The sequence below is a fragment of the Mycobacterium sp. ITM-2016-00317 genome, assembly GCF_002968295.1.
In the GTDB taxonomy this organism is placed as follows: domain Bacteria; phylum Actinomycetota; class Actinomycetes; order Mycobacteriales; family Mycobacteriaceae; genus Mycobacterium.
In genome coordinates this window covers 868355-894322 of record NZ_CP134399.1, presented here as the reverse complement: position 1 = coordinate 894322, position 25968 = coordinate 868355, and the positions used below count along the sequence as shown (strand labels likewise).

At 67.1% G+C, this 25968-nt stretch carries 21 protein-coding genes and 1 pseudogene; 7 read left to right on the top strand and 15 right to left on the bottom strand.

Annotated elements, in window-relative coordinates:
- Positions 1–43: 43 nt before the first annotated feature.
- Positions 44–1414, bottom strand: a complete 1371-nt coding sequence (locus tag C6A87_RS04365) for a wax ester/triacylglycerol synthase family O-acyltransferase (protein ID WP_311116148.1) — start codon at positions 1412–1414, stop codon at positions 44–46.
- Positions 1415–1557: 143 nt separating this feature from the next.
- The gene (locus C6A87_RS04360) at positions 1558–2223 is read right to left on the bottom strand and encodes a TetR/AcrR family transcriptional regulator (RefSeq protein WP_311116147.1); all 666 of its coding nucleotides are present in this window, start codon (positions 2221–2223) and stop codon (positions 1558–1560) included.
- A 309-nt stretch (positions 2224–2532) separates the two neighbouring features.
- On the opposite strand from C6A87_RS04360, the gene C6A87_RS04355 reads away from it, so the two are divergent.
- Both C6A87_RS04355 and C6A87_RS04350 read left to right on the top strand, forming a co-directional pair.
- Positions 2533–2958 carry an MmpS family transport accessory protein gene (locus C6A87_RS04355; RefSeq protein WP_311116146.1) on the top strand — a complete coding sequence of 142 codons (426 nt, stop codon included), beginning with the start codon at positions 2533–2535 and terminating at the stop codon, positions 2956–2958.
- The gene (locus tag C6A87_RS04350) at positions 2955–5852 is read left to right on the top strand and encodes an MMPL family transporter (protein WP_311116145.1); all 2898 of its coding nucleotides are present in this window, start codon (positions 2955–2957) and stop codon (positions 5850–5852) included. Before C6A87_RS04355 ends, C6A87_RS04350 begins: the two co-directional genes overlap by 4 nt.
- A gap of 26 nt (positions 5853–5878) precedes the next feature.
- Here the strand turns inward: C6A87_RS04350 and C6A87_RS04345 are convergent, their stop codons facing one another.
- The 4 genes from C6A87_RS04345 to C6A87_RS04330 all read right to left on the bottom strand — a co-directional run bounded on the left by C6A87_RS04345 (position 5879) and on the right by C6A87_RS04330 (position 10730).
- Positions 5879–6946: an acyl-CoA desaturase gene (locus tag C6A87_RS04345; RefSeq protein WP_311116144.1), complete on the bottom strand. Its 1068-nt coding sequence runs from the start codon at positions 6944–6946 to the stop codon at positions 5879–5881.
- 135 nt (positions 6947–7081) lie between these two features.
- The gene (locus C6A87_RS04340; RefSeq protein ID WP_311116143.1) at positions 7082–8581 is read right to left on the bottom strand and encodes a glycoside hydrolase family 130 protein; all 1500 of its coding nucleotides are present in this window, start codon (positions 8579–8581) and stop codon (positions 7082–7084) included.
- Positions 8578–9600: a glycosyltransferase gene (locus C6A87_RS04335; RefSeq protein WP_311116142.1), complete on the bottom strand. Its 1023-nt coding sequence runs from the start codon at positions 9598–9600 to the stop codon at positions 8578–8580. The genes C6A87_RS04340 and C6A87_RS04335 overlap by 4 nt, the downstream gene beginning before the upstream one ends.
- Positions 9597–10730 (bottom strand): glycosyltransferase, encoded by a 1134-nt coding sequence (locus C6A87_RS04330; RefSeq protein WP_311116141.1) that lies wholly within the window; start codon positions 10728–10730, stop codon positions 9597–9599. The genes C6A87_RS04335 and C6A87_RS04330 overlap by 4 nt, the downstream gene beginning before the upstream one ends.
- Before the next feature lie 540 nt (positions 10731–11270).
- Between C6A87_RS04330 and C6A87_RS04325 the strand changes: the two are divergent.
- Positions 11271–12906: pseudogene (locus C6A87_RS04325) on the top strand (fatty acyl-AMP ligase).
- Between the two features lie 24 nt (positions 12907–12930).
- Positions 12931–13731 (top strand): GAF and ANTAR domain-containing protein, encoded by an 801-nt coding sequence (locus C6A87_RS04320; RefSeq protein WP_311116140.1) that lies wholly within the window; start codon positions 12931–12933, stop codon positions 13729–13731.
- Here the strand turns inward: C6A87_RS04320 and C6A87_RS04315 are convergent.
- From C6A87_RS04315 to C6A87_RS04295, 5 genes are all read right to left on the bottom strand, one after another.
- Positions 13728–14486, bottom strand: coding sequence for a GAF and ANTAR domain-containing protein (locus C6A87_RS04315; RefSeq protein ID WP_311116139.1), 759 nt, complete (start codon positions 14484–14486; stop codon positions 13728–13730). The two genes, C6A87_RS04320 and C6A87_RS04315, sit on opposite strands and share 4 nt — an antisense overlap.
- A gap of 33 nt (positions 14487–14519) precedes the next feature.
- Positions 14520–15233: a GAF and ANTAR domain-containing protein gene (locus C6A87_RS04310; RefSeq protein WP_311116138.1), complete on the bottom strand. Its 714-nt coding sequence runs from the start codon at positions 15231–15233 to the stop codon at positions 14520–14522.
- 131 nt (positions 15234–15364) lie between these two features.
- Positions 15365–15523: a DUF6307 family protein gene (locus C6A87_RS04305; protein ID WP_311116137.1), complete on the bottom strand. Its 159-nt coding sequence runs from the start codon at positions 15521–15523 to the stop codon at positions 15365–15367.
- Positions 15524–15645: 122 nt separating this feature from the next.
- Complete coding sequence (locus tag C6A87_RS04300; protein WP_311116136.1) at positions 15646–16845, bottom strand: acyl-CoA desaturase; 1200 nt, start codon at positions 16843–16845, stop codon at positions 15646–15648.
- Positions 16846–17069: 224 nt separating this feature from the next.
- On the bottom strand, positions 17070–18245 hold the full coding sequence (locus tag C6A87_RS04295; RefSeq protein WP_396836996.1) for a glycosyltransferase: 1176 nt from the start codon (positions 18243–18245) through the stop codon (positions 17070–17072).
- Positions 18246–18598: 353 nt separating this feature from the next.
- Here C6A87_RS04295 and C6A87_RS04290 point away from each other — a divergent pair, with 353 nt between their 5' ends.
- Positions 18599–18811 carry a hypothetical protein gene (locus tag C6A87_RS04290; RefSeq protein WP_311116135.1) on the top strand — a complete coding sequence of 71 codons (213 nt, stop codon included), beginning with the start codon at positions 18599–18601 and terminating at the stop codon, positions 18809–18811.
- Here C6A87_RS04290 and C6A87_RS04285 read toward each other — a convergent pair.
- The 4 genes from C6A87_RS04285 to C6A87_RS04270 all read right to left on the bottom strand — a co-directional run bounded on the left by C6A87_RS04285 (position 18792) and on the right by C6A87_RS04270 (position 22655).
- Positions 18792–19244: a DUF5994 family protein gene (locus tag C6A87_RS04285; RefSeq protein ID WP_311116134.1), complete on the bottom strand. Its 453-nt coding sequence runs from the start codon at positions 19242–19244 to the stop codon at positions 18792–18794. The two genes, C6A87_RS04290 and C6A87_RS04285, sit on opposite strands and share 20 nt — an antisense overlap.
- A 145-nt stretch (positions 19245–19389) precedes the next feature.
- A complete protein-coding gene (locus C6A87_RS04280) occupies positions 19390–21675 on the bottom strand; it encodes a CocE/NonD family hydrolase (RefSeq protein ID WP_311116133.1) in 2286 nt (761 codons plus the stop codon).
- Between the two features lie 159 nt (positions 21676–21834).
- Positions 21835–22038: a cold-shock protein gene (locus C6A87_RS04275; protein ID WP_003929859.1), complete on the bottom strand. Its 204-nt coding sequence runs from the start codon at positions 22036–22038 to the stop codon at positions 21835–21837.
- A 131-nt stretch (positions 22039–22169) separates the two neighbouring features.
- Positions 22170–22655 carry a DUF5994 family protein gene (locus tag C6A87_RS04270; protein WP_311116132.1) on the bottom strand — a complete coding sequence of 162 codons (486 nt, stop codon included), beginning with the start codon at positions 22653–22655 and terminating at the stop codon, positions 22170–22172.
- Positions 22656–23254: 599 nt separating this feature from the next.
- Here C6A87_RS04270 and C6A87_RS04265 point away from each other — a divergent pair.
- Positions 23255–25477, top strand: coding sequence for an MMPL family transporter (locus tag C6A87_RS04265; protein ID WP_311116131.1), 2223 nt, complete (start codon positions 23255–23257; stop codon positions 25475–25477).
- 29 nt (positions 25478–25506) lie between these two features.
- Positions 25507–25944 (top strand): ATP-binding protein, encoded by a 438-nt coding sequence (locus C6A87_RS04260; RefSeq protein WP_311116130.1) that lies wholly within the window; start codon positions 25507–25509, stop codon positions 25942–25944.
- The last annotated feature ends 24 nt before the right edge of the window (positions 25945–25968 follow it).

Genomic DNA, 25968 nt, shown 5'->3' with positions numbered 1-25968 from the left:
CGATTAGGCTTCCCGATCGCGGCGCCGCCTAACCGGGCGGGGGTCAACAGCGGCTGACCAGCTCCTTCAGCTCGAACTCGAAGCGATCGGCCAGGTCCCACAGATCCCTGACCAGGTTCGGGCACGAGATGATGCCGACGTTGAGCTTGTCGGCGAGCGACATCACGGTGATGTTCAGGCCGGCCCCGTGGAAGATCGGGCCCAGCGGATACAGCGCGGTGACCTCGGCGCCGCAGCTGTACAGCGTGTTCGTCGGCCCGGCGACGTTGGAGATGACGGCGTTGAGGATCGGGGTGCGGCTCAGCGGGGTACGCGACAGCAGGCCCAGCAGCCAGGCGTACCCGGTGCGAGAGATGCTCTGGGCCAGGTCGATCAGCAGGGTCGGCCCCAGCGACCCGCTGTGCTCCTTGGCGTTCTGGTCCGATTCGGCGATCGCCAGCAGCCGGTCCAGCGGGTCGGCGATGTCGGTGTGCAGATTGCAGAACATGCCGGAGAGCTGGTTGCGGCCGGGCCGGCCAGACTGGCCGTGTACCGACGCCGGGACCACCGCGACCAGCGCCTTGTCCGGCAGTTCGTCCCGTTCGGCCAGGAACCCGCGCAGCGCCCCCGCGCACAATGCCATCACGACGTCGTTGACCTTGATGTCGAACCGCTCCTTCACCTCCTTGACGTCGTTGAGGTCCAGCTGGATCAGCGCGATGTTGCGCTCGGAGGTGAGCCGGTCGTTGAAAGGCGTGGTCGGCGCGGAGAACGGCGCCGCCATCGCGGTGCCGGTGAGAGCCCGGTTCACCGTCTTGGCCAGCATTGCCGCGGTCACCGGTATCGCCCGGGTCAGCTGCAGCGGCCGGGTCACGAACCGCACCAGCCCGTCGACGGTGATGCCCAGCGACGACGCGTCACCGGGGCCCTCGACCGGGTCCGGCGGCGCCGCGTCAGGCTCGGCGTCGAGCAACTGGTTGAGCAGGTTGGCCGCAGAGACACCGTCGACGGCGGCGTGGTGCACCTTGATCATCAGCGCGAGGCTGTTCTTCCTCGCGCCGCCCTCGATCACCCACATCTCCCACAGCGGTTTGGTGCGGTCCAGCTGGACGGACGCGATGTGGCCGCACACCTCAGCGAGTTCCTCCCGTCCACCGGGAGCGGGCAGCGCGACCCGGTGGAGGTGGCGGGACAGGTCGAAGTCCTTGTCCTCCACCCAGACCGGGTGATCGAGATTCAGATCGCTGTCGGCCAGCTTCGCCCGGAACTCGGGCACCGCGGGGATGCGCTTGGCCAGCTCGTCGCGGAATCGCTGAAAGCTGTAGCCGCCCGGGACCGTCGAGGTGTCCAGCTCGACGATCGAACACACATGCAGCGGCACGGTGGACGATTCGCTGTACAACAATCCCGCATCAAGCCCACTCAGCCGTTCCATCCCCCCGAGATACCCCCGGTGTGATCTGGATCAAACCGGCGCGTTCTTGCCGCCGCGAACAAGTGCGATCTGTGCCTAAGGCCCGGGCCACGACCGTCAGCGCAATCTCGTGCGTAGGAGGAAACTCGAACCCGTCGACCCGCCTACTCGCCGGCGCCGGTCGGCGGCCACCGGTTCATCGCGGATTCCATTTCGGTCTGGGTGAGTGCGCTGACCGGCAAGCGCTCCTGACCAGGGTGACAGCGCATGCCCTGCAGCAGCACCGCCACATAGCGTCGCCAGAGATCGGCCGACACGTCGCCCGAGTACTCGCTCACCGCGCCCGCCATCAACCCGAGCAGCGGCATGTCCGTCGACGACACCTCAGGCCGCAGATAGCCGTCACGCGCGGCCCGCGTCATCAGTTTCGACACCAACGGTTCGAGCCGGGTACGCCCGGCGTCCACCCGCCCACCGCAGTACGCCCTGCTAAACGCGACCTCGCGCAGACCGCGGTCGGTGGCCGTCATCTCGCACATCTGCCAGACGAACCAGGACAAGCCGTCCCAGGAATCCTCGGCCTGCAGTGCGGACTCGGCCAACACGACGAGCTGGTCGATCCCGTCCTCGAAGATCGCTGCGAACAACGCCTCCCGGGTCGGAAAGCGCCGGTACACCGTGCCGACGCCGAGACCGGCGTGGTGGGCGACCTCGTTGAGCGTGGCCTCCAACCCGCGCGTCGCACACAGCTCGCGGGCGGCCTCGATGATCCGCCGCCGGTTACGCTCGGCGTCCTTGCGCAGGCTCGACGCCCCGGGCGCTGCACTCATGGCGCCGAGTGTACGGACGGCCGCGTCGCCGCCCGGACGTATCGCTGCCACAGTTCGGCCTCCTTGCGCAGACCACGGCAGTGCTTGTCAATCACAAAGCCCAATTTAGTGATGTGCCTTACCAAACCGCGATAACCGGATTGACGCTATCCACTTACCGGCTTAGATTCCCTACGCGATCGCATGCCATCTGGCGGCCCGCGGCGTCTCTCTCTCATCGAAAGGCACGACCTTGCCTGCAGCTGTCATGCGCGCAAAAACTCCCGGGAAGTCGTCGATCGGCCATGCCGATCGCGCGCGGAGCGTGCGGTGATCACCGCGGTCAAGCGGGTCTGGCTGCCCGTCCTGGTGGTGGCCGCGGTCGCGATCGGTGCGTTGAGCGTCTCGCACCTTCGCTCGGTGTTCGGATCCGAGGGCGCGATCGTCACCCCGGTCGACGCGGACACCGCAGAGTCGTTCAACCCCAAGGTCGTCACCTACGAGATCTTCGGTTCCGGCTCGTCGGCCACCATCAACTACGTCGACCTCGACGGTAAGCCGCAGCGCACCGGTCAGGTGAGTCTGCCCTGGTCGCTGACGCTGGAGACGACGCTGCCGTCCGTGATGCCGAACATCATGGCCCAGGGCGACGGTCATTCCATCGGCTGCCGCGTCACCGTCGACGACGAGGTCAAGGACGAAAGGACGGCTGAGGGTCTGAACGCCGCGACCTACTGCCTGGTGAAGGCCGCATGACAGTCACCGACGACGCGCCCACCGACGCCATACCGCCGGCGCGGCACGCGGCCCCCTCGCGCCCGAAGCTCCCGCGCTTCATCCGAACGTTCGCCATCCCGATCGTCCTGGTCTGGATCGGCATCGTCGCGTTCCTCAACACCGCTGTGCCGCAGCTCGAAGAGGTCGGCAAGCTCCGCGCGGTGTCGATGAGCCCCAACGATGCCCCGGCGCTGATCGCGACCAAGCACGTCGGCGACAAGTTCGACGAATACGACACCTCCAGCTCGGTGATGATCGTCGTAGAAGGCGAGGAACCGCTCGGGCCGGACGCGCACACGTTCTACGACGAGGTGGTCCGCGAACTCAACGCCGACACCACCCACGTGCAGCACGTCCAGGACTTCTGGGGTGACACCCTCACCGCGGCCGGCGCCCAGAGCACCGACGGCGAGGCCGCCTACGTGCAGGTCTACATCGCCGGTGACCAGGGCGAGGCGCTGGCCAACGAATCCGTGCAGGCTGTCCGCGACATCGTCGAGGCCAACCAGGCTCCGCCGGGGGTCAAGGCGTACGTCACCGGGCCCGCGGCACTGACCACCGACCAGAACATCGTCGGCGACGCCAGCATGAAAACCATTGAGGGCGTGACGATCGCGATCATCATCGTGATGCTGCTGATCATCTACCGGTCGTTCGTCACGATGCTCGTCACCATGACGATGGTGTTCATCGGGCTCTTCTCCGCCCGGGGCATCGTCTCCTTCCTCGGCTACCACGAGGTTTTCGGGCTCACCACCTTCGCGACCAGCATGGTGGTGACGCTGGCGATCGCCGCCGCCACCGATTACGCGATCTTCCTGATCGGCCGCTATCAGGAAGCCCGGCGGTCGGGGATGGACCGCGAATCGGCCTACTACGACATGTTCCACGGCACCGCCCACGTGGTCCTCGCCTCGGGAATGACGATCGCCGGCGCGACCGCCTGCCTGCACTTCACCCGCCTGCCGTATTTCCAGAGCATGGGATTCCCGCTGGCGATCGGCATGACGATCGTGGTGGCCGCCGCACTGACCCTCGGTCCGGCGCTGATCTCGATCGTCACCCGATTCGGAAAAGTACTGGAGCCCAAGGGCAACGGCCGCGCCCGCGGCTGGCGCCGGCTCGGCGCGGCGACGGTCCGCTGGCCGGGCGCCATCCTGGTGATGGGGATGGTGCTGTGCCTGGTGGGCCTGCTGGCCCTGCCCGGCTATCACACCACCTACAACGACCGGATCTACCTGCCCGACGACGTGCCCGCCAACGTCGGATACGCGGCGGCCGACCGGCATTTCTCCGACGCCAAGATGAACCCCGACCTGGTGATGGTCGAATCCGATCACGACATGCGCAACCCGGCGGACTTCCTGGTGATCGACAAGATCGCCAAGGCACTGGTCCGGGTGCACGGCATCGCGTCGGTCACCACGATCACCCGCCCGGACGGCAAACCGATCAAGCACGCATCGCTGGCCTACACCCTCGGCCAAAGCGGCACCGGCCAGCTGTTGAACAACGACTTCCAGCAGACCGTGCTGGAGAACACGCTGCAGCAGGCCAACGAGATGCAGGTGACCATCGACTCAATGGAGCAGATGCAGCGCATCACCCTGGAACTGGCCGACGTCAGCCGCCGGATGGCCGACAAGATGAACGACACGTCGGTGAACCTGACCGAAGTACGGGACCACCTGGCCGATTTCGACGATCAGTTCCGCCCGCTGCGCAACTACTTCTACTGGGAACCGCACTGCTACAACATCCCGATGTGCTGGGCGCTGCGCTCGATCTTCGACAGCCTCGACGGCATCGGCACGATGGCCGACGACTTCACCGAACTCGTTCCCGACATCGAGCGCATGGCGCAGCTGACCCCGCAGATGGCGGCGCTCATGCCCGCGATGATCCAGACGATGAAGAACCAGAAGCAGATCATGCTGAACCAGTACCAGGCTCAGAAGATGCAGCAGGATCAGAACATCGCCATGCAGGAGGACAGCACGGCGATGGGCGAGGCGTTCGACACCGCCCGCAACGACGACACCTTCTACCTGCCGCCGGAGGCCTTCCAGACCGCCGACTTCCAGCGCGGCATCAAGCTGTTCATGTCACCGGACGGAAAAGCGGTGCGCTTCACCGTGTTCCACCAAGGTGACCCGCTGACCGAGGACGGCACCGCCCACATCGAACCGCTGCGCATCGCCGCGGCGGACGCCATCAAGGGCACCCCGCTGGAGGGGTCCACCGTCTACGTCGGCGGCAGCGCGGCGATGTACAAGGACATGCAACAGGGCGCCGACTACGACCTGCTGATCGCCGCCGTCGCGTCGCTGATCCTGATCTTCCTGATCATGGTGATCCTCACCAGAGCCGTTGCGGCAGCGGCCGTCATCGTCGGCACCGTGGTCCTCAGCCTGGGCACGTCCTTCGGTCTGTCAGTGCTGATCTGGCAGCACATCATCGGCATCCCGCTCAGCTGGATGGTCCTGCCGATGTCGGTGATCGTGCTGCTCGCCGTCGGCGCCGACTACAACCTGCTGCTGGTGTCGCGCATGAAGGAGGAGATCCATGCCGGGCTGAACACCGGGATCATCCGGTCCATGGCCGGCACCGGATCCGTCGTCACCGCAGCGGGATTCGTGTTCGCCTTCACGATGATCGGCATGGTCGTCAGCGACATGATCACGATCGGGCAGGTGGGCACCACCATCGGTCTGGGCCTGCTGTTCGACACCCTGGTCGTACGTTCGCTGATGACACCGTCGATCGCCGCCCTGATGGGCAAGTGGTTCTGGTGGCCGACCCATGTCCGTCCCCGCCCGAAGCCGAAGCCGTGGCCGCGGGTCGAGCCGGTCACCGAGGAGGCGACGGCCTGAGGTGACCCGGTGGCACCGGACCGTGGCTAAGCCGTGGCCGCGGTCCGGTCCGGCAGTGCCAGTCGGTGGATGGTCCGCAACGTCGAAGCGTACTGGTGGGCCAGCGAACCCGTGAGGTAGGGCAGGTCGTACTTCTCGCACAACGGCCGCACCCGTGCGGCGATCTCGGCGAGGCGGTTGCTCGGCAGGTCCGGAAACAGATGGTGTTCGATCTGGTAGCAGAGGTTGCCGCTGGCGAACCCGAGCAGCCGACCGGCCCTGAAGTTGGCCGTGCCCAGCATCTGCCGCAGATACCACTGGGCCCTGGTCTCGGTCTCCAGCACCTCCGGCAGGAACTTCTGTGTGCCATCGGGGAAGTGCCCACAGAAGATCACCACATACGCCCACAGGTTGCGCAGCAGGTTGGCGACCGCGTTCGCTCGCAGGGTCCGGCGCCAGCGCTTGAGGCTCAGCCCCGGCCACAGGACATAATCTTTGACGCCCTGGCGGGCGACCTTACGCACCACCGTCTTCATCTGCGCGATCTTCTCGGGCCGGGTGCGGCCCTCGATACCGTGCAGCGCGATGCCCCATTCGAACCCCAGCGCCAGGATCAGGTTCTGCAGCGGCTGCAGCAGGTGCCCCTTGGTCCACGGTTGGTCAGACGTCACCCGCATCACGCCGAAGCCGAGGTCGTCGTCTTCGCCCAGCACATTGGTGAACACATGGTGGCGGTAGTTGTGCGACGACCTCCACTGGGACGAGACCGCAACCATGTCCCACTCCCAGGTGCTGGAGTGGATCTCCGGGTCGTTCATCCAATCCCACTGGCCGTGGCTGACGTTGTGGCCGATCTCCATGTTCTCCACACTCTTCGCGAAGCCCAGCGCCGCGGTGCCCACGGCCCAGGCGGCCTTCGACCGGGTGGCAGCGATGAGCACGCGGGCTGCGACGTCGAGTGAGCGCTGGAACAGGATGGTGCGCCGGATGTAGTTGGCGTCCCGGGTTCCGAGCGACTCCTCGATGTCGCTGCGGATCAGATCGAGTTCGCGCCCGAGACCGTCGATGTCTTCGGGGCTCAGATGGGTGTAACGGGCGATATCAGTGATGGCCATGCGGTCCTAAGAAGTCGGTCCAGCCGAAGGGCGTGGCGACAGACCCTGAAACCGAAAATGTGCGACAACCGGTCGAGCGAGACAATGCATCACATCGGCGGGTTTGTCCCAGCCTACCCCGAAAGAACGCCGGACCTACCACTGCGGGGACACGGGCTCCTCGGCGAGCTCGGCCAACAGGTCGGCAAGCGGTACCGTGGCGACGCCGATGGCGCTGTCACAGATGCCGAACGGGATCACCAAAGTCCCCGCGTGGACGAGTGCACCGCACGAGTAGACGACATTGGGCACATACCCGTCCTGCTCGTCACTGGAAGGCGTCAGCAAGGGCCGGCGCAGACGACCGATCATCCGCGTCGGATCGTCGAGGTCGAGCAGGATGGCACCGATGCTGTAGGTGCGCATCGGCCCGACTCCATGGGTCAGTACCAGCCAGCCCTCGTCGGTTTCGATGGGCGGCCCGCAGTTTCCGAGTTGCAACGTCTCCCAGGCCTCGATCGGCTGCTGACACGGCGACGCCGTAGGCCAGACCGACAGATGGTCGGCGAACGCGACGGTGTTGGTCTCGCGGTCCGACCGTGACATGGCGGCGTACCGCCCGTTGATCCTTCGCGGGAACAGCGCCAGGCCCTTGTTGGCGGCGGCGGGCCCGACCAGCGGCGTGGAGGTGAACGTCTGAAAATCCGTGGTCTCGAGCAGCTGCTGACTGATGTGCGATCCGCTGTAGGCGGTGTAGGTGGCGTAGTAGGTGAACGAGCCGTCGTCATCGACGAAGCGGACGAAGCGCGCGTCCTCCATGCCGGCCTGCTCGGCTTCCATGGCCGGCCACAGCACCCGTTCGGAAAGCGCGCCCGCACTGTCGAATTCGACAGCGTAGCAGCGGGACGCGATACCGCGGATCGTCGCGATCGTGTCTTCGGCGTGTCCGCGGGTGCTCAGGTGGGCACCCAGCCTGTCGAGGCGCTCGTCCAGATCGGATCTGGTGAACAGTGCACCGAGAGCGTCGAACACGTAATCTGCCACCTCGCCTGCCTGGTCGTGGCGGTCGAGCTCGGCCCGGAAGAACGCCGCGTCCAGCAGGGTGGACTCGATGCGTCCGGTGGAGGCGAACGGAGCGGGTTCGTCGACGGTGGCGCGACCCGCCGCGTCGACGACACCGGTTCGGAAGCCGATGGTGGAACGGTGGCCCTCCCCGATCCCGCGCACGCTCATCACGAACTTCAGGTTTCCCTCGGCGATGCCGGACTGGTCGGGGTGAGCGACGATGCTCGGATTGCACAGCGCCGCGCCCTCGATCGCATATTCGTTGGTGAATGTCGCGCCCAGCAATAACATTCGCGAATCGCTGAGCTCACGGTGCGGATCCAGGCGGTCGGCGAGCTCGTCGGCATGGCTGCGCCACGTTCCCTCCAGGTCGCGATGACGGTCCGCAAACCGGGTCAGCACATCGTGCAGCGTCGCCTGGACGTCCTCGTCGCTCAACGCGAGGATCCTGGACAGCACCAGGCCGGCTCGTGACTCCTGGTGCTCGAAGCCTTCCTGGCCGGGCACGAACAGATGCGTGACCACTCGGCGGGGGTCCGCCGCAACCCGCTGCGGGCTACGGGTCACCAGTTCCGCGCGCGTCGACGTCATTGTGGGACAGGCGAGAATCTCCGCGCCTGCTGCATCACCGACAAAGCGGCCAAGGTCGATTCCGCGCCCTGGTTCAGATTCACCCGGTCAACGTGCAATCCGTCGTAACCACCACCGGTGTCGGGATCCCACATCGGCAGGCCCAGGTCGTTGTCACCCGCAAACCACGCCGCAGCCGAGGCGATGGCCTCGGGCCACAGTGCGCGCGGATCGATGACGGCGGCGCGCGCGCACGCATCGGCGAGGCTGGCCACCTCAATCGGTTGCTGGTCGAACGCGGGCTGTGCGTCGCCCGGTCCACGCCCGCTGACGGGGGTGGGCGAGAGGTGCCCGTCGATCGTCTCGACGGTCAGCAGCCACTCCACCAGGTCGAGCCCGCGTTGACGCAACGCCGCGTCGTCCAGAGCCACCCCGGCGGCGATCATCGCCTCGGCCAGCACAGCGTTCGCATAGGTGAGACGCGGTTCAGGCCAGGGCCATTCGGGATTGCCGGTCGGCTCACCGAGAGAACCGGCGTAGTCGGTCAGGAGTCTGTGTGCCTGGGCATTCCCCGGGGTGACGGCGAGGAGCTCTGCGGCGCCGATCGCAGCGAAGGCCATCGCCCGCGGGTGCGGTGACCTGGTCTGGGCAGCTCGTTCGAACTGGATCGTCGCCAGCCGGCGCACCATGCTGACGTCGCTGTGGGCGGCGGCGGTGCCGAGACCCCAGACCATGCGACCCCAGTGGTCGTCGGTGTTCGGGGTGTCTGTCCAGTGACCCCCGACGTTCAACCGGTTGCGGCAGGTGCCGTCGTGGGACTGGGCGTCGTTGAGGAACATCAGGGCTTTGCCTGCCAGGCCGTTCAGCTCACCCGTCGAGTGGGGCTCCCGAGTGGCGACGATGAGCACCCTGGCCATGTCGTCGGTGCAGTAGCCGTGCTCGCGCCGCGGCTCGGCCAGGTCGGCATGCTCGAAAGTGGCGCGATGATCGGTCATTCGCAGCAGATGGGTGAAAACGGGCTGTGCCACAACGTCGGTCATGCAGCGGCCAGCCGTGCCGCGACCAGGCGTTGCGCCAGGCCGACATACGCCTTGGCCACGACGGGCCAGGCCATCGCCGGCGCCAGTCCGCGCGCCTCGGAGGCCATGGTGCCTGCGGCGCGCGGGTCGGTCAGTGTCCGTCGCAGGGCTGTCGCCAGTGCGTCGGGATCGTCGTGCGCCACCACAGTGCCCGCGCCGCTGCAGAGCAGTTCGACGGCGTGCGGGAACGCGGTGGCGACGATGGGTCGCCCGCTGGCGACGGAGTCCACCAGCACACCGGACGTGACCTGGTCTTTGGAGTCGTAGGGCAGGACCACCACCGACGCGGACTGCATGAGTTCGGTCAGCTGCGCCGGAGTGCGATACGCGGAGTCGAAGGACACGGCGTCGCCGACCCCGAGACGCTGCGCGCGGGCGATGAGGCCCTCGCGGTACTCCTCACCCTGGGCGGCGAGCACCTTCGGATGGGTGCGGCCCGCGACCAGATACCGCGGCCGCTGCGGCAGATCCTTCAGCAACGGCATGGCGTCGATGACGCGCTCGATGCCCTTGCCCGGGCCGAGTAAACCCCAGGTCAGGATCACCGGCCGGCCGCCCCGCTTCGCCGCGACAGCCGTGGGCAACGCCGCGCCGTGCGGGATGATGCTCACCTTGCGGCCGTCGACGGTGAAGCCGGCGCGCAGGCGTGAGCGGGCCGCCTCGGTCATCACGACCACTTGATCGGCGAGTTCGAGGACCGCGTTGAGCACCGAGAGCTGGTGCGGCGTCGGATCTTTGAGGACGGTGTGCGCGACCACGATCGACGGGACGGTGAGCTTCTTCATGACCTCGACAATCTCGTCACCGTCGGGTCCGCCGTAGATGCCGTACTCGTGCTGGACGACGGCGACATCGCTCCTGTTGAGCGCCTGTGCCGCGGCCGCGACGGAGGCCGCCGAACCGTTGACGAGCTCTGCCACGACGGCATTCGCTGTTGAGGAGGGCCCGTCCGCGATGCGCACGACCTCGACGTCGACACCGCGCGCGGACAGACCGGCGCCGAGCGCGGCGCTGAAGGTTGCCAGCCCACAGACTGTCGGCGCGTAGGTACTCAGGATGCCGAATCTCGGTACGTAGGAAAAACTTTGCATCCCGAACGGCGCGGACAAATGGTTGACTAACGTTGGAGCATTCAAGATTATCCCGACTTAGGGCTATTGCCACCGGCGTGACCGGCGTAGGTGAAGACTCGGGGGATCAGCGCACAAGCGCAGAAACTGATCTCAACCGGACTGCTGGGATCACCAGCTGATTCGAGTCTACGCCTCGAGGCCCATAAGGACCGGGTTAAGGGTTTAATGCACTACACCGGACTCGGTCACGCTACGGTCTAGCCAGGTTGATCCTCCAGCCTCCCGGTCACGTCACGACGGCGATCACATCCCCGTCGAACCTAATTCGACGTCAGCCGGCATGTCACGGTGTGCTAGACACGCGGGAGTCCGGTATCGAGACGCTCACAGTTATGTCCCGAACCCGGCGCGCTTACGCCGTCACCGACTGCACTGCTCGTACAGTCGGTACGTCCGACATCGCGTCTCCCTCGCATCACCCGACAGCACAGCCCTTTTGAGGAGGGCCGTGCATTCACCTCACCAGCGCGTGCGCGCTACTGCGATAAAGGGCTGCCTATGAGCCGATTCACCGAAACCATGTACGCCAACGCCCACCGCAGCACCAAGGGCTTCAACACCGGCGAGCCGCACTCGCCGGTGCGGCATTCCTGGGAGGAGGTCCACCAGCGTGCCCGCAGAATCGCCGGCGGTCTGGCTGCCGCCGGCGTTGGCCCCGGGGACGCGGTGGCGATGCTGGCCGGTGCTCCCGTGGAGATCGCCCCGGCGGCCCAGGGCGTCTGGATGCGGGGCGCCAGCGTGACCATGCTGCATCAACCCACCCCTCGCACCGACCTGGTGCGCTGGGCCGAGGAGACCACCGCCGTCATCACCATGATCGCCGCGAAGGCCGTCGTCGTCTCTGATCCGTTCATGGCCGCCGCCCCCGTGCTGTCGGGCTCGGGCATGACCGTGCTGACCATCGCCGACCTGCTCGCCGAAGATCCGATCGACCCCGTCGACACCGACGACGACGACATCGCCCTGATGCAGTTGACCAGCGGCTCCACCGGCTCCCCCAAGGCCGTCCAGATCAGCCACGCCAACATCGTCGCCAACGCCGACGCGATGACCGCCGGCTGCGACTTCGACATCGACACCGACGTGATCGTCAGCTGGCTGCCCTGCTTCCACGACATGGGCATGACCGGCTACCTGACGGTGCCGATGTACTTCGGCGCCGAACTGGTCAAGGCCACACCCATGGATTTTCTCAACGATATCTTGTTGTGGCCCAGGCTGATTCACAAGTACCGCGGCACGATGACCGCTGCGCCGAACTTCGCGTACAACCTGCTGGCGCGGCGGCTGCGCCGACAGGCCACCCCCGGGGAATTCGACCTGTCGTCGCTACGGTGGGCGCTGTCGGGCGCCGAGCAGGTCGACCCTGACGATGTGGAGGATCTCTGCGCCGCCGGCGCCCCCTTCGGCCTCGACCCGGGAGCGGTCATCCCCGCCTACGGCATGGCCGAGACCACGGTCGCGGTGTCGTTCTCCGCATGCGGGGGCGGCATGGTCGTCGACGAGGTGGACGCCGACCTGCTCGCCGTCCTGCACCGGGCGGTACCGACGACCAAGGGCCACACCCGCCGCCTGGTGAGCCTGGGCCTGGCCCCTGCACGGGCTGGAGCTTCGTGTCGTCGACGAGGACGGCGCCGAGCTGCCCGCCCGCGGTGTGGGCGTCATCGAGGTACGGGGGGAACCGGTCACCAGGGGGTACACCACGGTCGCCGGGTTCATCGCCGCCCAGGACGAGCGTGGCTGGTACGACACCGGCGACATCGGCTACCTCACCGAGGACGGCAACGTCGTGGTGTGCGGTCGCCTCAAGGACGTCATCATCATGGCCGGCCGCAACATCTACCCCACCGACATCGAACGGGCCGCCGGCCGCGTCGACGGCGTACGTCCCGGGTGCGCCGTCGCGGTGCGACTGGACGCGGGCCGCTCACGCGAGACGTTCGCAGTTGCTGTCGAATGCAAGGACTATGCCGACGAAACACAGCTGCGGCGTGTCGAACGGCAGGTCGCCCACGAGGTGTTCGCCGAGGTCGACGTGCGGCCGCGCAACGTGGTGGTGCTGGCGCCCGGAACGATCCCGAAGACACCGTCGGGAAAGCTGCGGCGCGCGCATGCGCTCTCGCTGGTGAGCTGAAGCGAGTACCCTCCACGAACATAGATGGCTGATTTCGACGCACAGCCCGGCCGGGCCACCCCGTCAGATCTGTCGGCTACGCAGCGCGAAGCCGACGAGATGGACCTGCGCGCGGGACTGACCGGCGTCGCGGGACTCGTCGCCGACGCCCGCCCCGTCGGGCAACTGCTGGGCGACGTCGCGGAGTTCGCCGCGCACGCCATTCCCGGCGTCGACGGCGTGAGCATCGCGTTGCTGCAGCCGGAACTCGATGGACCACAGATCCAGATGTTCTCGGCCACGGCGGACTTCGTCGCCGAGATCGACGGTGTCCAGTACGAAATCCTGCACGAGGGGCCCTGCATCACCGCGATGCGGACCGGCCGGGCCGCCGTCAGCGGCTCGCTCGGTAGTGACGACCGCTGGCTGCACTTCGGCGGCAGGGTGGCGCGCATGGGGGTGCACTCGGCGCTGTCGCTGCCCTTGGTCGTCGGCGAGACGGTGGTGGGCGCGGTCAACTCCTATGCCCGTGCCCGGGACGCGTTCGGTGACCACGCCGTGGAGTTGGGTTCGCGCTTCGCCGCGTCGGCCTCGGTGTCGGTGTACAACGCGCAACTGCTCGCAGGTGCGCGGGAGCGGACCGAACGGCTGCAACGGGCGTTGGGTAGCCGTGCGGTGATCGACCAGGCTATCGGGATTCTCCGCAGCCGCTCGGGGGCGACCGCGGAGGAGGCGTTCGACCGGCTCAAGCGGCTGAGCCAGGCCGACAACGTCAAACTCGTCGTCGTGGCCGAGCAGCTGGTGAACGAGGCCGTGCGCCGCGCCCGGGCCAGGAACGGCCGTTAACCGTCGGCCTCGCCGGCGAAGGCGAGGATTGCCGCGACCAGCACGGGGCGGGAATGGCGGTCGGTCATCAACCGGCGCGCGACCTCGGTCAGGTGTTCGCCGTTGGCCCGCGAGTAACCCCGCAGAACTTTGAATGCATCCTCGACGGAGATGTCGAGGAGTTCCCGCAGGAAGCCCTTCGCCTGCTCCACCACGATGCGGCTGGCGAAGGCGTTGCGCAGCTGCGGAATTATCGTCGTCGGTGTCGGCGCCCGCTCCTGCAGGATCGTGACACATGCGATGTGAGCCAGTGTCTGGGCGATCAGCCGGTCACCGTCGGTGAGCTCGCCGGCAGTCGCGCCGAACAGGCCCAGGGCGCCCAGGGTTTCGCCGGCCGCCCGCATCGGCACCGCATGCACCGAGGCGAACCCACCGTTGAGCGCGGCGGGAACGAACTTCGGCCACCGGCCGGAAGCAACCTGCAGGTCGGCCACTGAAACCGGTTCACCCGAGGCATAGGAATCCAGACACGGGCCCTCGTGAGCCTGCAGCTGGAACAACTCCAGCTCCCGGGCCTGCTCGGACGTCGCCGCCATCAGGTTGAGCTTGCCGAACGAATCGGCGAACAGAAACCCCGCCGCCGCCACATCGAGCAGTTCGGCGCAGCGTTCAGTCAGCTCGGTGAGCAGGTCCACCACGTCGAAGTCGAGGAGCAGGCGATCCACGAAGGACACCACCGCGTCCAGCACCTGCGTCTCTCGCACGTTCTCAGTCACGACGCCCTCCTCGCTGGGGTTCGCGGATGTACATCAGCCGGCCTCCAACTTCAGTGTGCGCTCGAGAATGTCGCGGGCGACGTCGGTGGCCGCCCGGCCGCTCGAGTAGGCGTAGGCGCGTAACCGAACCAGCGCCTCCGCCGGCTCCACTTCCAGCTGGGCGACGAGCATGCCGGTGGCCTGGCTGACGTCGGCGCGGGAGAGCGCGTTGAGCTCTGCCCAGGCGCTACTACCGGGGTCGCTGGCCGCGGCCTGCATGTCGACGTCGAGCAGATCCAGTAGCGGAACACCGGCCAACTCGGCGGCGGCGGCCGCGCCGCCCAGTTGAGCCGAGGTCAGGGGCCCGGGTTCTGCCCGGAACAGATCCAGCGCGCCGACGTACTCGCCGGCCACCACGACGGGCATGGCGCTGATGCCGCGGATCTGCATATCGAGCATCGCGGGTCCGTAGATCGGCCAGCGCCTGCCTGCGGTGTCACCGAGATCCTCCACCAGCACCGGGGACCGGTTGGTCACCGAGTCCAGGCACGGCCCCTCCCCGACGGTGAACTGCAACTCGTCGTACTCCCTGGCCCGTGTGCCGCTCGATCCGAGAGTCCCGGTGTTGGTGCCGTCGAACACCAATGAGATGGCCGCCGCGTCGACGTCGAGGAGCGTCACGCACGCCTCACACAGCCGGTCGGCCGCATCGACTCCACGGCAGCCGCTGACGGCTTCGAGTAACTGCTCGGCGATCGACGCGTTCAACGCAAACGCACCCGGGCCGAGCCCGAAGCCATTCGTCGTCGCCGAACCTCGTACATGCCTGGCGCCTTTCCTGAGCGAAAGTCCCACCGGGGCGGCGGGCGCGACGTCAGGTCAGTGGCGGGCCCCGCCGGTCAACGCATCTGTTCCGGTATCGAATTCAGCGCGCGCAGGACATGCACAGCCAGTTCGTCTGCCGCGTTGCCGCTGAGTTTGGAGTTGTCCTTGATGGCGTGCGAGACCAGCTCGACACGCCTGTCGTAGGGAGTCCGGAATGATTGTGGCGAAGCCAATGTGATTTCCTTTTGAAGTCAGGCGAATTCACTCGCAATCGAGCTGCCCGATACCTGCCAACCCTACGCTGCTCTCGCTCCGGTCGAGCGGCTATGACAATCCTGCCGTCGCGCCGGCCAGGTCAGGCGGCTTGCCGCCGCCGGCGGGCGTTCCTGCGCAGCGCGGCGCGCAATCCGCTCCCTGAGCCGGGCACACCGGCGAATTTCTTCTCCGACGCGGTCTCTGGTGCATCGTCGCTCGTGGCGGTGAGGAGCCAGTCGGGCAACGCCAACTTGTGAATGGTGCGCAGCGTCAGAAAGTACTGGCGCACAAGTGAACCGGTGGTGTACGGCAGGCCGTACTTGTCGCAGATCGCCCGCACCCGGACCGCGATCTCGGCGTAATGGTTGCTCGGCAGATCAGGGAACAGGTGATGCTCGATCTGATAGCAGAGATTGCCGCTCGCGAAGGCCAGCACGCGGCCCGCCTTGAAGTTCGCGGCACCGAGGATCTGCCGGAGATACCACTCGCCCTTGGACTCCTGCTCGATGACACTCGGTGCGAATTTCTCGGCTCCATCGGGGAAATGGCCGCAGAAGATCACCACGTAGGCCCACAGGTTGCGCGCGAGGTTGGCCACCACGTTGGCCAGTAGCGTCCTGCGCCACTGGGTGACGCTCATCGCCGGGAAGACCACATAGTCTTTGACCACCTGCCGGGCGATCTTGCGCCCCAGCGACGCTCTGACCTCCGCCAGCCGAACAGTGTCCGGCAGCACGCGATCACGCTCGGAGTGCACGCCGTGCAGCGCGATACCCCACTCGAAGATCACGGCCAGCAGCACGTTCCGCAGCGGCTGCATCAGGTGGACGGGCTGCCACGGCTCGTCCCGGGAGACGCGCATGATGCCGAACCCGAGATCGTCGTCGACGCCCACGATGTTGGTCATCACATGGTGGCGGTAGTTGTGGGAGTACCTCCACTGCGAGGAGACCGCGACCATGTCCCACTCCCACGTGGTGGAGTGGATCTCCGGATCGTTCATCCAGTCCCACTGACCGTGGCACACGTTGTGCCCGATCTCCATGTTCTCCACGCTCTTGGCGACGGCCAGCGCGGCGGTGCCGGCCAGCCAGCCGGTCCGGGAACGACTGCAGGCCACCGTCACCCGCGCGATTATCTCGAGCGCACGCTGGAACCGGATCGTGTTCCGGATGTAGGCCGCATCGCGTTCCCCCAGCGACGCCTCGACATCGCGGCGGATCTCATCGAGCTCCTGCCCGAGGGCTTCGATGTCGTCTCCACTGAGATGTGCGTACGCAGCGAGATCGGCGATTGCCAATTTAGGTGTCCTGCCGATCCTTGGTGGTGGGTGAAGCGGCTGGGCTGTGCGATGAACCCGTTATTGCGGACCACATACGGCACCCCGACGGGTGACCGCAGCGCGTCGGCGTCCCTCAGCCTAATAAGGACGGGCGGATGCGTCAACGCCTCTCGCGGACGCCCCGGCTGCAATATCAGAAGTCGCCCGGAAGAACAACTTTCGCGGCGGCCTCCGGCCTGGGCTCAGACCCTGGCCCGGCGCGCCGCCAGCAGACGGCCGGCCAACTGCAGGTAGCTGTCGGCCACCACCGGCCATGCCATCGCCGGAGCCAGTTGCCGCGCCTCCGCGGCCATCGTCCCCGCCAGTCGCGGCTGGGTCAGCACCGTCCGCAGCGCGGATGCCATCGCGTCGGGATCGTCGTGGGGAACGAGGATGCCCGCACCGTCGCGCAGCATCTCCACCGCGTGCGGGAACGCGGTGGCGACCACCGGTCGCCCACTGGCGACCGCATCGACCAGGGCCGCGGAGGTGACCTGGTCGGTGGAGTCGTAGGGCAGCACGATCACCGCAGCGGATTGCAGCAGCGCTGCCAGCGATGCCCGGTCGTGGTAGCGGTCGTCGAAGGACACCGAGTCGGCGACGCCGTTGCGGCGGGCCTGCTCGATCAGCGCCTCGCGGTAGGCCTCGCCGTCGCGCGCCAGCACCTCCGGACGCGTCCGGCCCACCACGAGATACCGGGGGCGACCGGCCACGCTCTGCAGCGAGGCCATCGCATCGATGACGCGCTCGACGCCTTTCCCGGGTCCCATCATGCCGAACGTCAGGATGATCGGCCTGCTGCCGCGCTTGGCCCTCGGCCCCTTGGGAAGAACAGCGCCGTGCGGGATCTTGACGACCTTGTGGCGGTCCACGCCGTACTCACTGCACAGCCGTTCGCGTGCCACCTCGGACATCACCACCATCTGCCCGGTGGTGGCAGCCAGCCGCTCGATGACCCAACGCTGGTGTGGTGCCGGGTTTTTCAGAACGGAGTGGGCGATGGTCACCGTAGGAACGCGGAGCCCCTCGACGATCTCGAGCACGTCGTCGCCGTGCGCGCCCCCATAGAGTCCGTGCTCGTGCTGGACCACGACGACGTCGTTCTGGTTGAGCATTTCCACACAGTCGGCAGCCGAGCCGGCAGAGCCGTTGACCAGCTCACCGACCACCCCGGCGCCGGTCGACGGCGCGCTGTCGGCGACCCGGATGACGTCGACCTCGGACCCGCGGGCGCGCAACGCGTCGGACAGCGACGCACTGTAGTTCGCGAGCCCTCCCTGCGTGGGAGGGTAGGCGCCGAGGAGACCGAACTTGGCCTTGCCGGACGGCGTTCGCCCCGATGGCGGGTAAAGAGAATCAAAGGCGGACAGAGCGTTCAAGACAATCCAGACGTACGGTGGTTCCGGCGCGGCGGAGTGAGCGGTTGCTCGTCGAGATCAGCAGCGGTCGGCTGGACCTCCCAGACCGGCTGGGTTCCCAATGCTCCCAGGTTACACCCGACGGAGCCCTCCGGCTGGAGTAGGGTCGGGCTATCGGGACCACTCAGGGCCTCTGATGAAGGGCCAACAATGTCCGATAAATCTCCCCGTCAGGGGATGACGAAAAAGTCCGGCAAGTCTCTCAAAGAGAAGCGCGCCGACAAGCACGCGAAGTCGGCAGCCAAAACCTCGGCCGCCGATTCGATCCAGGACGCCAAGAAGCGCTGACCTGAGGTACCGTCGCGCTCACTTCCATGACGTCAGTTCTGGAGGTGGGCGTGCGGCTCAGCGCCCAGCCCTCGGGCCTGCGTGTATCGGATATCGAGATCGCCGATGCGGTAACCGGTTTCGGGGTGGGCGCGGCGGGTGACGTTCTGCACCGGGCCGTGAAACGTTGCCTCCGGCCGGCCGTAAACCCGTTGAGCATCACGATGTTTCGACGCGCACTCAGTGAGCTGCCGGCGTGAGCAGCATGTCCACCGTGGTGGCGTCGTCGGGGGCGGCCGCGGCCATCAGCACCGCATGCGCGTGGTCGCTGTCGGTGTGCGCGGGAACGACGAGCAGCACGATCGATGCTCCCCGCGAGTCGACGACGCCGACGGTGCTGGCCGGCTGGCGGTCGTAGCCGTCGAGCCTGATCAACTGATCGTCCACGACCAGCTTCCGCGGGGCGGTCGCCCACTCGGAGCGCTTGTAGGTCACCCGGGAGACGGCGCCGAGCCGGACCGACAGCACCGCGAGCAGATCCGGCAGCTCCGCGGCGAGATCGTCACTGTGCGGCCACCAGGCTCCGTCGACGAATCCGGTGATGGGGGACTTCCGCTTGAGTCGTAGCCGCGGGGTGTTCTGGGGTCCGTTGTGGGGCTGGCCGAAGCCGGCGCCCCTGTCATGTTGCGCCATGTGGCATCCCGACTGGGCCGGCGTGCTGACCCGATTTGATCCGGCGACGACGCGATCTGAAAAGAGCCGCGTACGACATTCCGCCGATGGCCCTACTGTACCCGGGCCACCACCCCGGAAATACCAATCGGCAAACGGCGTCGAGCTACGCCGCGGCCACGGCGTCCTGAGCCGCGGCGGCCACCACCGTGGGCAACCTGACGGACATGCCCTCCACGGTCACCCTGCCCCAGGAGTAGAAGTTCAGGAACGAGAACGTCGAGGTGACCACCTGCACGGTCACCGACTGGCCGGGCTTCAGCGTATGGGCCACCTGCTCCAGGGATACCGTGATTGTGCGCGACTGCCCGTCCAGCTCGACCGGGATCGGGGTGGCCAGATTGCCGAGCACCAACCCGGTTTCGTCGTCGACGATCTGGGCGTAGACGTGCCTGGCCGTGCCGGTCCCGGAGTAGGTCAGCGTCAGCTCCGGTGCGCCCACGATGTGGGTGTCCTCGGTGACGTCGGGCACGTGCAGGTTCGCCGCGTTCAACGCCGGGGCCGCCGAGGGCAATCCGACCAGGGTGCGCACCAACCCGCGCAACAGGATCGCCGGGTTCGGGCCCGAACCGCCGATGAACGGCACGAACGGCAGGGTCTTGGGGTCCGTGGTGGTCGCCTCGACCGGCGCACCGGCGGATCCCACCGGGTACGTCGGTGACGAGTACCACTGGCCGCGCTGGTCCACCCACTCGAATTGCGGTCCGGGATCGACGGATTCGTTGCCCTTGACGTAGCGGTCCAGCCACTGAAGGGTCTCGCCCCACACCTTGCGGCCGTCGTTGAAGCTGCTCAGACAGGCACCGTGACCGCCGCAGTACCACAGCACCTTCGTCGTGGTGCCGTTGGCGATCAGCTCCATCGCGTTCCGGTGCGCCTGATCCAGTGTGAACAAGGTGTCCACGGTGCCCTGGATCAACAGTGCCGGAATCTTGATGTCCGCCAACTGATCCTGATAGCCGAAGCTCTCCACCAGCGCGATGTCGGCGGGGTCGGCGTAGCCGAACAGCACACCGGCGATCGCCACCGGGAAGATCCGCGGATGCTCGCGGGCCAGCGTCAACGCCAGCACGGTCGGCAGCAGCGTGCCCCAGCCACTGTTGACGGCCTGGCGCGGGAACAGCACGTCCACCAGGTTGTTCCACGCGATGGTCGGCACGATCGCATCGATACGTCGATCGATTGCCGCAGCGGCCAATTGGATGCCGCCACCGTAGGACGCGCCGACCATGCCGATCTTCGGGTCGCCGTCGACCTTCTCGACTGCGTCCACCGTGGAGAGCCAGCTGATGATGTGGGAGATGTCGCGGCCCTCGTAGTCGGGCGAGTCGAGGAACATGGTGCCCTCGGAATGCCATTCGCCGCGCGGGTCCCAGGTCACGACGTTGTAGCCGGCCTTGCGCAGCATGCCGACCCCGACGACGTCGTTGGGCAGGAACCCGTCGATGTCGATGCCCAGCGTGGTGGCCCCCGGCAGGCCCAGCCCCGGACCGGACAGCACCGTCGGTGCACTCTGCTCGGCCTTCAGGCCGGTGGCGGGCATGAAGTGCACGTAGATCTTCGCGCCGTCGAACGACGTGACCCGCACGGTGCGCGGCTTCGGGTCGCCCGGCGCCGCGTCATGGTCGACCGGCCAGCCGATCAGCGGGTGCAGGAACTCTCCGACGAACGGCAGCGCGTGCGCCAGGTACACCAGAGGGGTGACCACGAACCGGCCCAGCAGCGGGATGTGCTGCAGCCACTCGAACGGCGGCCGGAAGTCCTCGACGACGACGTCGGTCGGGATGGGGTACTTGTCGGCGGCCAGGCTGGTGGTGGGCCGGCCCGCGACCGGTTGCGGCGCCTCGTCGGTTGCCTCCCGGCCGGCGCCCACGACCGACATGACCAGTGACGCTTGCGCCGGCGCGGTGGGCGCGTCGGGCTCGGTGGCCGGCAGTTCGGGGACGGTCGCGTCGGACAGTTCCCTGGTCTCGGTCTGTGCGGGCTCGGCTTCGACGGTCTCGGTCTCGACGGGTTCGGTCTCGACGACCTCGGTCTCGACAGGCTCGGTCTCGACGGGCTGGGCTTCGTCGGCCTCAGACTCGTCTACGGCCTCATCAAGAGCTTCGTCGGTGGCCTCATCGTCAGTGGCCTCATCGTCGGTGTCCTCGGCGGCATCGTCGTCGTTCTCCGATGTCGGCGAATTCTCAGAATCGGATGTGGCCGAGTCCTTTTCGTCAGCCTTCGCTGCTGTCGACGACGCCTCGGTCGCGGCGGTCTGCGACGTCCGGGATTCCGCACCGCCGGTGTCGTCCTCGGCGTGCGCGGCCCCCGCGCCCAGGAGGACCGCCGCTCCGATCCCCAGCGCGACCGCCAACCCGCCCACTCGCCCTACGTACGATCCGGCCCCCATGTCGTACGTGTCTACCCCGGACGGCGGCCACGCGGAGCCCTTCGCCGAAATTTTTACTACCGGCGAGTCAGTTCTGGCGTGCGCCCAGAATCAGGCCCCCACAAACGAGTGTGGGCTGGCAGGAAATCCTGCCAGCCCACACTGCGGTATTGAAGTCTGTTAGATCGCGGTCACTCGGACGGCCTGCGGCCCCTTGTTCCCTTGCTCAACCTCGAACTCGACGCGCTGATTCTCGTCGAGTGAGCGGTATCCGCTGCCGCCGATTTCCGAGTAGTGAACGAACACATCCGGTGCGCCGCCATCGGGAGCGATGAAGCCGAAGCCCTTATCGCCGTTGAACCATTTCACAGTTCCCTGTGCCATACATTTCTTCTCTCACTTTGTACGAATGTCAGACAGACACCCATGATCAGGCTAGCACGAAAAGGTGCGCTACGCCTAGTTTTCCTATTTATTGCCACGTAAACGCTTGTGCGGCAACGGGATCAAGCACGTCATGCACCGACGGCCTCGCTCCACTTCTTACTTTCGGCTTCGGCGAGCCGCATCACGACACACGCGGTGTCGAACAGCCGGCCGTCGCTCACCCCACTGCCGGTGGGCAACCCCGCGGCAGTGCGTAACATCATGGCGCCCAATGCCTGAGAGGTCATACTCGGTATCACCAGCAACTGCACACACGCCGTGCGGCCGTCGATGTTCATCAGGCGCGGTCGGCGGTGATGCTCACCGGCGAGTTTCTGGTGCGCCGCGCTGGCGATGGTCTCGAGGTCGAGTTGCCCCTCGGTTGCCGACCAGTTCACCCGAATGGCCACGACCTCGCCCAACTGCGGGTGCAGTGCACCGATGAGGTCAGGCAGTTCCCTTGCCATCGCGGCCGAATGCGGCCACCAGGCGCCGTCGATACCGGCGCCGAGTTCCTTGGCCAGCGTGACCCGGATCGGCTTCGCCGCCCGCCGCGCGAGCGGAATCCCGTTCACTGCGAACGCGATTCAGTGGGACGCCCGTTCTGCTGAAGGTCGGAAAAGACGGGGTTCTGCACCCGCTCATCGGAGGTGTTGCCCTGCGGTTGGGCCTGCGGAGTCTGCCGATGCGAGAACAAGTCAGACGTATCCATATGAAAATCCTTGGGTGGTGCGGGGCGTGCCCGCACATTGTCCGCGCGAAGAAAATCGCGTCGCGGGTCGAGTGCTTTTCTGTCACATCGTGAGGGCGGACACATTGTCCGCGAACTCGGCCTGCTCTCGAGAGTACACGCCCTCCCTCATTCGCGAGGGCCGACCGGACAAGTCGGGGCGATCGTGTCCACCGTCCAGGGAGTCGGCATCCGGCCCCTGACCCGGGTTAATGCGTCCCGCGGCGGTGCGATGCCCCTCGACCGGGCGCACAATGCGCCCCGCACGCGAACTGCGCGTCCATCCCGCCCTTCGGCAACTGGGTGGACGGGGGGAAAACCAGCGAACAAGGGCGCGGCGGACGAACGCGGTCGCAGAAATCACAGGACATGTGCGCATGAACACCCAGCACAGTGGGCACCTACAGGCATCTTCATCCGTTGTGAACAGACGTGAGGAACACGATGTCGCGCTACCTCTATGCGCTCGGAGCGTTCAGTTTCCGCCGCCGCTGGGTCGTCCTCGGCGCCTGGCTGGCGGTGCTCGCCGCGGTCGCGGTGGCCTTCGTCGGGTTCCGCGGTGAACCCAGCGACAACTTCACCATCCCGGGCACCGAATCGCAGCGCGCCGTCGAGCAGCTGCAGCAGAACCTGCCCGCGTTCGCCGGGGCGCAGACACAGATCACGTTCGCCGCTCCGGAGGGACGCTCTGTGACCGACCCGGCGTTCGCGCCGGCCATCGAGCAGGCGGTCGCCGGCCTGTCGGAGATCCCCGACGTCGCCGGCGCCGCCGGCCCCGCCCAGACCCGGCAGGTCTCCCCCGACGGCCGGGTCGCGCTGGGCACCGTGCAGTGGAAGGCCCCGATCGGCGAGGTCAGCGATCCCGCGCTCACCGCGCTGGAGGAGGCGATGCAGCCGGTGCAGGACGCCGGTGTGCAGGTCGAGTACTCCGGCGCCGTGTTCCCCGGCTACAAGATCGCCGTCCCGCACCTGCCGGAGATCATCGGCCTCGGCGTGGCGTTCCTGATCCTGGTGATCACCTTCGGCGCGGTCGTCGCCGCCGGACTGCCGATCCTGACCGCCGCCATCGGTGTCGGCGTCGGCGCGCTCGGCATCTTCGTGGTCGCGGCGTTCGTCGAGATGCCCACCGCATCGCTGTCGCTGGCCCTGATGCTCGGCCTGTCCTGCGGCATCGACTACGCGCTGTTCATCCTGAACCGGTACCGCAACAACCTGCTACTGCTGATGCCCCGCGAAGAGGCCGCCGGACTGGCGGTGGGCACGGCGGGCGGTTCGGTGGTGTTCGCCGCGCTGACCGTCGTGATCGCGCTGTGCGGGCTGTCCGTGGTCGGCATCCCGTTCCTGACCTACATGGGTGTCGCCGCGGCGGCGTCCGTGCTGATCGCGATGCTGATCGCGCTGACGCTGCTGCCCGCGATGTTCGGGTTCGCCGGCGGCAAGGTCGCCAAGTTCATCGAACCACCGCTGCAGCCCAACCGTCCCCGGGAGGTCGCCCAGGTGGCGGCCTACACCCCGCAACGCACGCTGGGCGCGGCGTGGGCCCGGTTCGTGGTGCGATTCCGCAAGCCGCTGTTGCTCGGCGGAGCCGTCGCGCTGCTCGTGATCGGCTTGCCCGCCCTGTCGATGCAGCTGGGTCTGCCCAGCGGGTCCTCGCAACCCGAGACCAACACCTCGCGGCAGGCCTACGACCTGACCGCCGAGCACCTCGGCGCCGGGTTCAACGGACCACTGGTGGTGGTCGCCGACCTGTCCGAGGCGACCGACCCCGCCGCGGCCCAGACGATCGCCGCGAACCTGAGCCGCGAACCCGGCGTCGTCGCCGCCGCACCGGCCGGCGGTGACGCACGCACCGCGGTCATCCAGGTGATCCCTGAGACCGGACCCAACGACACCGAGACCGCCGACCTGGTCAATCAGATCCGCGCCGACCGCGATGCGATCCAGGCCGAGACCGGCGCCACCATCCTCGTCGGCGGCAACACCGCCTCCAACATCGACACCTCCGACAAACTGGCCGCCGCGCTGCCGGTGTTCGTCGTCGTGGTCGTCGGGCTGGCGTTCCTGCTGCTGGCGATCGCGTTCCGGACCGCGATGGTGCCGCTGACCTCGATCGTGGGCTTCCTGCTGTCGGTGTTCGCCGCGCTCGGGGTACAGGTCGCGGTGTTCCAATGGGGCTGGGGCGCTGACCTTCTCGGGATCACCCCGGGCGAGACCATCAGCTTCCTGCCGATCATCGTGCTGGCGATCATCTTCGGCCTCTCCAGCGACTACGAGGTGTTCGTGGTGTCGCGGATCAAGGAGGAGTTGGGCAGCGGCTCGGGACCGGAGGCCGCGCTGGCCGCGGTCCGCAACGGCGTGGGCCTGTCGGCCCGGGTGGTGACGGCCGCGGCACTGATCATGTTCGGCGTGTTCATCGCGTTCCTGGCCGGCAGCGATCCGATCATCAAGTCCATCGGCCTGACGCTGGCGGTGGGCGTGTTCCTGGACGCGTTCGTGGTGCGGTTGACGCTGATCCCGGCGGTGATGGCGATGCTCGGCGACAAGATGTGGGTTCGGTCGAAGTGGTTCGACAAATACGTGCCCGATCTCGACATCGAGGGCACCGCGCTGGAGGCCAAACATCGCAGTCCGGTGACGGCTGCGGGAATTCCCGCGGCGAGCGACTAGAGACGCGGCAAGTCGGGTAGCCCGAACTCATGACTGCTACAGCGCCGCTGACGGCACAGACCTCCGAACAGCTGACGGTCAGCCGCGCTGCGACAGCCACGGAGGCCGCACAGCTGCGCAGGCAGTTCAGCGAGTGGCTGCGCGACCGCGGGATCTCCGATCTGCTGCGCAACGACATCCTGATGGCCGTCAACGAAGCTCTGGCGAATTGCGTTGACCACGCCTACGCCGATCAAGCCGTGGCAGGCCCGATGACCGTGCGGGCGGACTACGAACCCAGCAACCACTGCCTGAGCGTGTGCATCACCGACCACGGATGCTGGCGACCCCCGCCGCACGCACCTCAGCGCCTGCTGAACCGTCGCGGTCGCGGGGTCGCGCTGATGCACGCCCTGGCCGACCACTGCACCATCAGCGGACGCGAGGACGGCACCATTGTGTGCCTCGACTACCGCTGCGGCCCGTGAAAAGCCGTAAAAGGTAAAAGGCCG

Excerpts from the sequence above, each read along its gene's own strand:
- C6A87_RS04285 (WP_311116134.1), bottom strand. The coding sequence starts at position 19,244 with ATGGCGCAACATGACAGGGGCGCCGGCTTCGGCCAGCCCCACAACGGA.
- C6A87_RS04275 (WP_003929859.1), bottom strand. The coding sequence starts at position 22,038 with ATGGCACAGGGAACTGTGAAATGGTTCAACGGCGATAAGGGCTTCGGC.
- C6A87_RS04290 (WP_311116135.1), top strand. The coding sequence starts at position 18,599 with ATGACGTCAGTTCTGGAGGTGGGCGTGCGGCTCAGCGCCCAGCCCTCG.
- C6A87_RS04320 (WP_311116140.1), top strand. The coding sequence starts at position 12,931 with ATGGCTGATTTCGACGCACAGCCCGGCCGGGCCACCCCGTCAGATCTG.
- C6A87_RS04280 (WP_311116133.1), bottom strand. The coding sequence starts at position 21,675 with ATGGGGGCCGGATCGTACGTAGGGCGAGTGGGCGGGTTGGCGGTCGCG.
- C6A87_RS04360 (WP_311116147.1), bottom strand. The coding sequence starts at position 2,223 with ATGAGTGCAGCGCCCGGGGCGTCGAGCCTGCGCAAGGACGCCGAGCGT.
- C6A87_RS04260 (WP_311116130.1), top strand. The coding sequence starts at position 25,507 with ATGACTGCTACAGCGCCGCTGACGGCACAGACCTCCGAACAGCTGACG.
- C6A87_RS04335 (WP_311116142.1), bottom strand. The coding sequence starts at position 9,600 with ATGACCGACGTTGTGGCACAGCCCGTTTTCACCCATCTGCTGCGAATG.
- C6A87_RS04365 (WP_311116148.1), bottom strand. The coding sequence starts at position 1,414 with ATGGAACGGCTGAGTGGGCTTGATGCGGGATTGTTGTACAGCGAATCG.
- C6A87_RS04340 (WP_311116143.1), bottom strand. The coding sequence starts at position 8,581 with ATGACGTCGACGCGCGCGGAACTGGTGACCCGTAGCCCGCAGCGGGTT.
- C6A87_RS04265 (WP_311116131.1), top strand. The coding sequence starts at position 23,255 with ATGTCGCGCTACCTCTATGCGCTCGGAGCGTTCAGTTTCCGCCGCCGC.
- C6A87_RS04330 (WP_311116141.1), bottom strand. The coding sequence starts at position 10,730 with ATGCAAAGTTTTTCCTACGTACCGAGATTCGGCATCCTGAGTACCTAC.
- C6A87_RS04345 (WP_311116144.1), bottom strand. The coding sequence starts at position 6,946 with ATGGCCATCACTGATATCGCCCGTTACACCCATCTGAGCCCCGAAGAC.
- C6A87_RS04350 (WP_311116145.1), top strand. The coding sequence starts at position 2,955 with ATGACAGTCACCGACGACGCGCCCACCGACGCCATACCGCCGGCGCGG.